This window comes from Microbacterium sp. CIAB417 (assembly GCF_022788845.1).
In genome coordinates this window covers 1-6364 of sequence record NZ_JAHZUT010000021.1, presented here as the reverse complement: position 1 = coordinate 6364, position 6364 = coordinate 1, and the positions used below count along the sequence as shown (strand labels likewise).

Here is a 6364-nt window from a genome sequence, read left to right as displayed (position 1 = left end):
GAGCTTCTCCGACCGGCCCTTACTGCTGTCCGCGATGCGTCAGCTCTGAGACTCCGAGACCTGCAGCGCGGGAGCGTCGTCACCCGTGGTGATCTCGACCTTGCGCGGCTTGGCCTTCTCGCTGACGGGGATCGTGACGCTCAGCACACCGTTGCGGTAGCTCGCCGAGATCTTCTCGGTGTCGAGCCCCTGCCCGAGGCTCAGCTGACGCAGGAAGGTGCCCGAGGTCCGCTCGCGCGTGATCCAGGTCACCCCGTCGCCGGCCGAGAGCGTGCGCTCGGCACGGATGGTCAGCAGCTGACCGTCGATGTCGACATCGACCGAGCCCGGGTCGATGCCCGGCAGGTCGGCGGTGAGGACGTAGTGGTCGCCGTCGCGGTAGAGGTCCATCGGCATCTGCCGGGGGCCGCGCCGTGCGGTGTCGAAGAACGTGTTCGCCATGCGCTCCAGGTCACGGAGCGAGTCGTATGCAGCCATAGTCGTCTCCTCTCGAGCGGGATCGGATGCGGATCCGACCCGTAGTCCCTAAGTTGAGCCCCCTTGACTCAACAATCACAGATTAGCACTCTGATGCGGAGAGTGCTAGTTTTCACAGCTCTGTCTGGAGTGCTGTCGACGGCCTCATAGAATCGGCGCGTGAACGACTCCGCCGAGGCGGCGACACGACCGCCTCGACTGCGGCGGATCGCCCTGCATCCGCTGGTCTGGGCGGCAGCCTGCACCCTGGCGGCACTGCCCGGCTACCTCGCCGACGGCGGCTTCTTCTCATACCTGATGTCGGTCGTCGCGGGCGCGCTGTGCGGGATCTGGTTCGTGAACCTCACGGTGCGCATGCCGCAGCCCGCCGGCGCGATCGCACATATCGTCATGGCCATCGCACTCGCACCGACCATGTTCGCCGCGATCGAACTCGTGCCGCAGTGGCTGGCACCCGGTACGCCGCGCGCGGTCTACACGGGCGCCCTCTTCGCATTGCCTCCCGCTGCCGGCTGGGTCTGGATCACGTTGATCAGCCGCATCACGGCCCTCCTGTCGGGAAGGACCCGGGCACAGCCGCGCGTGCCGCTCACCTGGGAGAACGACGGCGACGCGGTCATCGTCCGCTTCCGTGCGATCCCGATGCGGATGCGGGAACTCACCGCGTGGATAGTCGCCACCATCCTCGTGACGGGAACGATCGTCGCGACGGCACTGATCGTCTTCGGCGACATCGTCGAGCGGCTCGGCCCCCGCCTACTGATCCTCGCGCTCGGGGTGCTGTTCGCCTTCCCGGCCTATCTCATCGTCACCGCGCTCCTGCGCAGGCGCTCTGTCGATGCGACCGTACGCGTCTCGCGCGACCGGGTCTGGATCACCGCCGGCGAGACGACGCACGCGCTCCGCTTGAGCCAGATCGAGCGGCTGCGATGGGGCACCGGCAGCGACTACGCGCGGCTCGAGGTCACGGCGCCGGGTGTCGACCTGGCCCTGCTGGTCGGCATGGCGAAGCAGGCGGATGGCCTGGCATCCGAACTCCCGCCGCTGCCGGCGCGAACGCTGCGTCTCGCCGAGTCCGAAGGGCTCGAGAAGACCGCCTCGCGCCGCGGGCTCGTGACGCTCTCGCGCGCCTGACTCAGCGGGCCGAGAGGCGCTCGCGGACGATGCGGCGCAGCACCTTGCCGATCTGCGAGCGCGGCAGATCCTCCACCTCGACGATCCGCTTGGGCACCTTGTACGAGGTGATATGCGTGCGCGCGAAGTCCCGCAGCGCGGACGCGTCGAAGACCGCGCCCTCCCGGGTGACGATCGCGGCCACCACGTCCTCACCGCCGGATGGCCGGGGGATGCCGACGACGGCCGCCTCGGCCACATCCGGGTGCAGCAGCAGCACCTGCTCGACCTCGGTCGGGCTGACGTTGAAGCCGCCCGTGATGATGAGCTCCTTCACGCGGTCGATGACGGTCACGAAGCCGTCCTCGCTCACCGTCACGATGTCGCCGGTGCGCAGCCATCCTCCGGGAAGCAGCACGGCCGCGGTCTCGTCCGGCTGCTGCCAGTAGCCCTGGAACACCTGCGGGCCACGGATGAGCAGCTCCCCCGCTTCTCCGGCCGGGCGGTCGACGCGCGGATCGTCGGGATCGACGACCCGGATCTCGGTGCTCGGGAACGGAACACCCACGGTGCCGGGGCGCCGCGAAGGTCCGATCGGGTTGCCGAGCGCGACCGGCGAGGTCTCGGTCATGCCGTACCCCTCCACGAGAAGCCCGCCCGTCGCCTCCTCCCAGCGCGTCACCGTCGGCACCGGCAGGCTCGTCGCCCCGGAGATGGCGAATCGGATGCTGGACAGATCGACGCCCTTGCGGGTGCTGGCGCGTGAGAGCGCGTCGTAGATCGGCGGCACGGCGGGCAGGAACGTGGGTTTCGATCTCGCGGTCGCGGCGACGACCGCATCCACGTCGAACTTCGGGAACAGCACCACACGCGCCCCCAGGGAGATCGCGAAGGTGAGGCAGAGGGTGAGCCCGTACGCGTGGAACAGCGGCAGCACGGCGTAGAACACCTCGCCACCTTCGGTGAGCCCTGGAACCCACGCGCGCCCCTGCGCGGCGTTGGAGCGAAGGTTGCGGTGCGAGAGGATCGCCGCCTTGGGCATGCCCGTCGTGCCGCTGGTCAGCTGCAGCAGTGCGGTGTCGTCCAGACGCGGCTTCGGCCACTTGCGCGGGAGCTTGCGCACGCGCACGAAATCGGACCACTCGAGCAGGCCGCGGGCGCGCGGGCGGGTGGTCATCGCCTCGCGCGTCTCGCGAGCCTTGGCGACCGGAAGGCGCAGCGCCAGGCGCTTGCCCAGCGGCAGCGCGTCGGGCATCCGCACGGAGACGATGGCCGAGGGCGCGACGTCCTCGGGGAACTCCGCGACCGTGTCCGCGACCTTGTCCCAGACGATGGCGACGACCGCGCCGTGCACCTCGAACTGGTGGCGCAGCTCACGCGGGGTGTAGAGCGGGTTGTGCTCCACGACGATCGCCCCGATGCGCAGCGCCGCGTAGAAACCGACGACGTGCTGCGGACAGTTCGGCAGGATGAGCGCGACCCGGTCCCCGGCCTGCACACCCAGCTTGCGCAGCGCGTTGGCGGCGCGGGAGACTTGCTCGCCCAACTCGTCGTAGGTCGTCTCGGCGCCGTAGAACTCCAGCGCGACCCGCTCGCCGTAGCGCGCGACGGATGCGTCGAGAAGGTCGACGAGCGTCTCGGCGACAGGCTCGATTTCGGCCGGCACTCCGTCGGCGTAGGAAGCGATCCAGGGGCGTGCCTCCAGCGGAGAGCCGTCGGCCTTCGCGTCCGTGGTCATCACGATCCTCCTCCTGGGCAGGACGGGCGGCTCAGCCGGCCGCAGCCTCGTCGAACAGCCACTGCACCGATCCGCCCGCCGCGGTGACGTGTGCCGCGACGACCGCGATCGGCAGCTTCCCCTCCGCGAGCGCTTCGGCCAGCGCATCCTTCTTGCCGGCGCCCGTGGCGAAGACGACCACGCGCTGCGCGCCATCAAGGGCCTTCAGCGTGAGCGTGATCCGGGTGGGCGGCGGCTTGGGCGAGTTGTGGACGGGGATCACGAGCTCGTCCACCGGACGGAAGTCGGGGTGGCCGGGGAACAATGACAGGGTGTGACCGTCTTCTCCGACGCCGAGCCACACGAGGTCCAAACGCGGAGCGCCCGCATCCGTCTTCGGCAGCGCGGCGATCGCCGCGGCGTACCGGCGCGCGGACTCGGCCTCGTCGACGTCGGTGTCCGGACGCAGCTGCACCATGGTGTCGAAGCCGGGCTGATCCAGCAGGGCGGGAGCGATCGTGCCCCAGTTCGACTGCGGGTCGCTGATCGGCACCGAGCGCTCGTCACCGATGAGAACCGTGACCTTCGACCAGTCGATCGCGTCCACATCCTGGGCCGCGAGGATCGCGTAGGCCGCCATGGGCGAGCTGCCCCCGGCGAGCACCCACACGGCGCTGCCGTGCGCATCGATCGCGGCGCCGAGCGTACGGACGGCGTCACGGGCCGCCTCGGCAGCGACGTCCGCGGCCTGCGGGAGGGTGGTGATCGAACCGTAGGTCACGCTGAGCTTCTCTCGTCTCGGATGAGGTCGGATGAGCGGGTGTCGCCGGCAGTCGCGGCGAGCAGCCTCGCCCTCCTCGATTCAACCCCAGGTCGTATGCGATCAGATGCATGGCAGCTGGGAAACTGGCGCACCCTCGGCATAGTTCACGCTTGCGTGTACTATCCAATCCATGACCACCGTGCTCAACCGCGCCACCGCGACGCACACCGCTGCTCTGGCCCGACTCGGACACGCCCTCTCCGATCCGACGCGCGCAGGTGTCCTCCTCGCCCTGCGCGAGGCCCCGGCCTACCCGTCCGATCTCGCCGATGCCCTCGGGGTCTCGCGTCAGGTCATGTCGAACCAGCTCGCGTGTCTGCGCGGATGCGGCCTGGTGGAGGCCATCCCCGAAGGGCGTCGCACCTGGTACCGCCTCGCCGACAGCCACCTCGCTCCCGCTCTGGACGAGCTGCTGAAGGTCGTCCTCTATGTCGAACCGGGCTGCTGCGCCGGCGAGACGTGTCGCTGCGCATGAGCACGTCGGCCACCCCGAGCGCAGAGCGCGTCCGTGTGCTGCAGCGCCGCATCCGCTGGATCGTGACCGCGACGATCGCCTACAACGTCGTTGAAGCGGCCGTCGCTCTCGCAGCCGGCGCCGCCGCATCCTCCGCAGCGCTCGTGGCGTTCGGTTTGGACTCGACGATCGAGGTGCTCTCGGCGGCAGCGGTCGCTTGGCAGTTCACCCGGCGGGACCCGGAGCGCTGGGAGCGCGGGACCCTCCGCGTGATCGCCGTCGCGTTCTTCGCGCTCGCGGTCTACGTCACCGCGTCGTCTGTGTGGGCGCTCACGACGCGCATCGAAGCGGAGCACTCGCCGGTCGGCATCGTGCTCACGGCGTTGAGCGTCGTCATCATGCCGTTCCTCTCCCTCGCCGAGCGACGCGCGGGCCGCGAGGCGGGCTCCGCCACGGCTGTCGCGGACTCCGCCCAGACGCTGCTGTGCACGTATCTCTCGGCGGCTGTGCTGGTCGGACTCGTGCTCAACAGCGCGTTCGGATGGTGGTGGGCGGACGCGGTCGCCGGCCTGGTGATCGCCGCGTTCGCGGTGCGGGAGGGTGTCGAGGCGTGGCGCGGCGACGCCTGCGCGACCTCGGTCGGCATGGTGCTCGAGAGCGAGCACTGAGCGAAGGTCAGCTCTTCGAGCCGCTGACCGCCAGCGCCCCGCCGAGGCCGATCATCATGACGCCCCCGGCTCCGGAGAGAGTGGAGATGCGGCGCGGCGAACGGGCGAACCAGGCGCGCGCCGTCCCCGCGGCGAGCGCCCACACGCTGTCGCACACCAGGGCGAGCGCCTGGAAGTTCAGCCCCAGGAGCAACAGCTGCAGCCACACCGCCCCGGCCGCCGGGTCGACGAACTGCGGCAGCACCGCCACGAAGAACGCGATCGTCTTGGGGTTCGTCAGCCCCACGACGAAGCCCTGGCGAAGCAGCGTGAAGGTCGAGACCGGCGCGCGGTCGACGCCGTCGACGCGGGCGCGGCGGTGACGGATGGCCTGGATGCCGAGCCACACGAGATACACGGCGCGGGCGATCTTGATGACCGTGAACGCCACGAGCGATGAAGCGACGATCGCTCCGGCGCCGAAGGCGACCGCCACGACCGCCGGCACCGTGCCGAGGGCGTTGCCGACGACGCTGAACGCCCGCGCGACGCCCGAGCGCGATCGAGCGCCCGATCACGAACAGCACGCTCGGCCCAGGGATCACGATGATCACCACCGACGTCACGACGAAGGCGACGAGGTTCTCGAACGGGATCGTGGCCGAACTCTCGTGTTCGGTTGTCTCGGCAACGGCGCGTCAGCCGCGTCGATATGGACTGCGGTCAGTCGCGACCGTGGTCGACGACCGCCTCCTCGGCCGCATCCATCGCCGCCTCGCCCTCTTCGTGCGACTCGGAGCCCGCCGATGCGGCGGAGTCGTGGGGCTTCTTCTCGTCGTGCTCGTCGCGTCCGGTGTTCTCGGCGTTGCTCATCACGATCTCCCTCGTGTTCGATGCCTTCGGATTTCGGGACTCGTCAAGTCCACTCCTCCCGCTGGGCTCGCACAGGGGGGTTGCGCCGACGCCGCAGCGTGCACAAGTCCGCCAGAACAGCTCGACGGCGCGCCCGACGGTCTCGCGAACGTCGTCAGTGGCTGAGTCATGCGCTCCGCACCCGACCGGAAGACCCGCGAACCTGGGCTCGAGCTATGCGTGAGAAAAGAATCACGAAAAGGTAACGGAAACCTCTTCCC

The 6364-nt window shown here is 69.7% G+C and carries 7 protein-coding genes and 1 pseudogene; 3 read left to right on the top strand and 5 right to left on the bottom strand.

Going from position 1 to position 6364, the window contains the following annotated elements; genetic code table 11:
- Positions 1-39: 39 nt before the first annotated feature.
- Complete coding sequence (locus tag KYX17_RS31520) at positions 40-477, bottom strand: Hsp20/alpha crystallin family protein (protein ID WP_243233709.1); 438 nt, start codon at positions 475-477, stop codon at positions 40-42.
- 159 nt (positions 478-636) lie between these two features.
- Here KYX17_RS31520 and KYX17_RS31515 point away from each other — a divergent pair, with 159 nt between their 5' ends.
- The gene (locus KYX17_RS31515) at positions 637-1611 is read left to right on the top strand and encodes a hypothetical protein (RefSeq protein ID WP_243233708.1); all 975 of its coding nucleotides are present in this window, start codon (positions 637-639) and stop codon (positions 1609-1611) included.
- A gap of 1 nt (position 1612) precedes the next feature.
- Here the strand turns inward: KYX17_RS31515 and KYX17_RS31510 are convergent, their stop codons facing one another.
- Together KYX17_RS31510 and pgl are read right to left on the bottom strand one after the other, a co-directional pair.
- Complete coding sequence (locus tag KYX17_RS31510) at positions 1613-3328, bottom strand: long-chain-fatty-acid--CoA ligase (RefSeq protein WP_243233707.1); 1716 nt, start codon at positions 3326-3328, stop codon at positions 1613-1615.
- Between the two features lie 31 nt (positions 3329-3359).
- Positions 3360-4088: a 6-phosphogluconolactonase gene (gene pgl, locus KYX17_RS31505; protein WP_243233706.1), complete on the bottom strand. Its 729-nt coding sequence runs from the start codon at positions 4086-4088 to the stop codon at positions 3360-3362.
- Positions 4089-4260: 172 nt separating this feature from the next.
- On the opposite strand from pgl, the gene KYX17_RS31500 reads away from it, so the two are divergent.
- Both KYX17_RS31500 and KYX17_RS31495 read left to right on the top strand, forming a co-directional pair.
- Positions 4261-4605 (top strand): helix-turn-helix transcriptional regulator, encoded by a 345-nt coding sequence (locus KYX17_RS31500; protein WP_243233705.1) that lies wholly within the window; start codon positions 4261-4263, stop codon positions 4603-4605.
- On the top strand, positions 4602-5252 hold the full coding sequence (locus tag KYX17_RS31495) for a cation transporter (protein ID WP_243233704.1): 651 nt from the start codon (positions 4602-4604) through the stop codon (positions 5250-5252). The genes KYX17_RS31500 and KYX17_RS31495 overlap by 4 nt, the downstream gene beginning before the upstream one ends.
- A gap of 7 nt (positions 5253-5259) precedes the next feature.
- On the opposite strand, the pseudogene KYX17_RS31490 reads toward KYX17_RS31495, so the two are convergent.
- Positions 5260-5887 (bottom strand): annotated as a pseudogene (locus KYX17_RS31490) (LysE family translocator).
- Between the two features lie 67 nt (positions 5888-5954).
- The gene (locus KYX17_RS31485; protein ID WP_243233698.1) at positions 5955-6104 is read right to left on the bottom strand and encodes a hypothetical protein; all 150 of its coding nucleotides are present in this window, start codon (positions 6102-6104) and stop codon (positions 5955-5957) included.
- Between the last annotated feature and the right edge of the window lie 260 nt (positions 6105-6364).

Excerpts from the sequence above, each read along its gene's own strand:
- KYX17_RS31520 (WP_243233709.1), bottom strand. The coding sequence starts at position 477 with ATGGCTGCATACGACTCGCTCCGTGACCTGGAGCGCATGGCGAACACG.
- KYX17_RS31510 (WP_243233707.1), bottom strand. The coding sequence starts at position 3,328 with ATGACCACGGACGCGAAGGCCGACGGCTCTCCGCTGGAGGCACGCCCC.
- KYX17_RS31500 (WP_243233705.1), top strand. The coding sequence starts at position 4,261 with ATGACCACCGTGCTCAACCGCGCCACCGCGACGCACACCGCTGCTCTG.
- KYX17_RS31495 (WP_243233704.1), top strand. The coding sequence starts at position 4,602 with ATGAGCACGTCGGCCACCCCGAGCGCAGAGCGCGTCCGTGTGCTGCAG.
- KYX17_RS31485 (WP_243233698.1), bottom strand. The coding sequence starts at position 6,104 with ATGAGCAACGCCGAGAACACCGGACGCGACGAGCACGACGAGAAGAAG.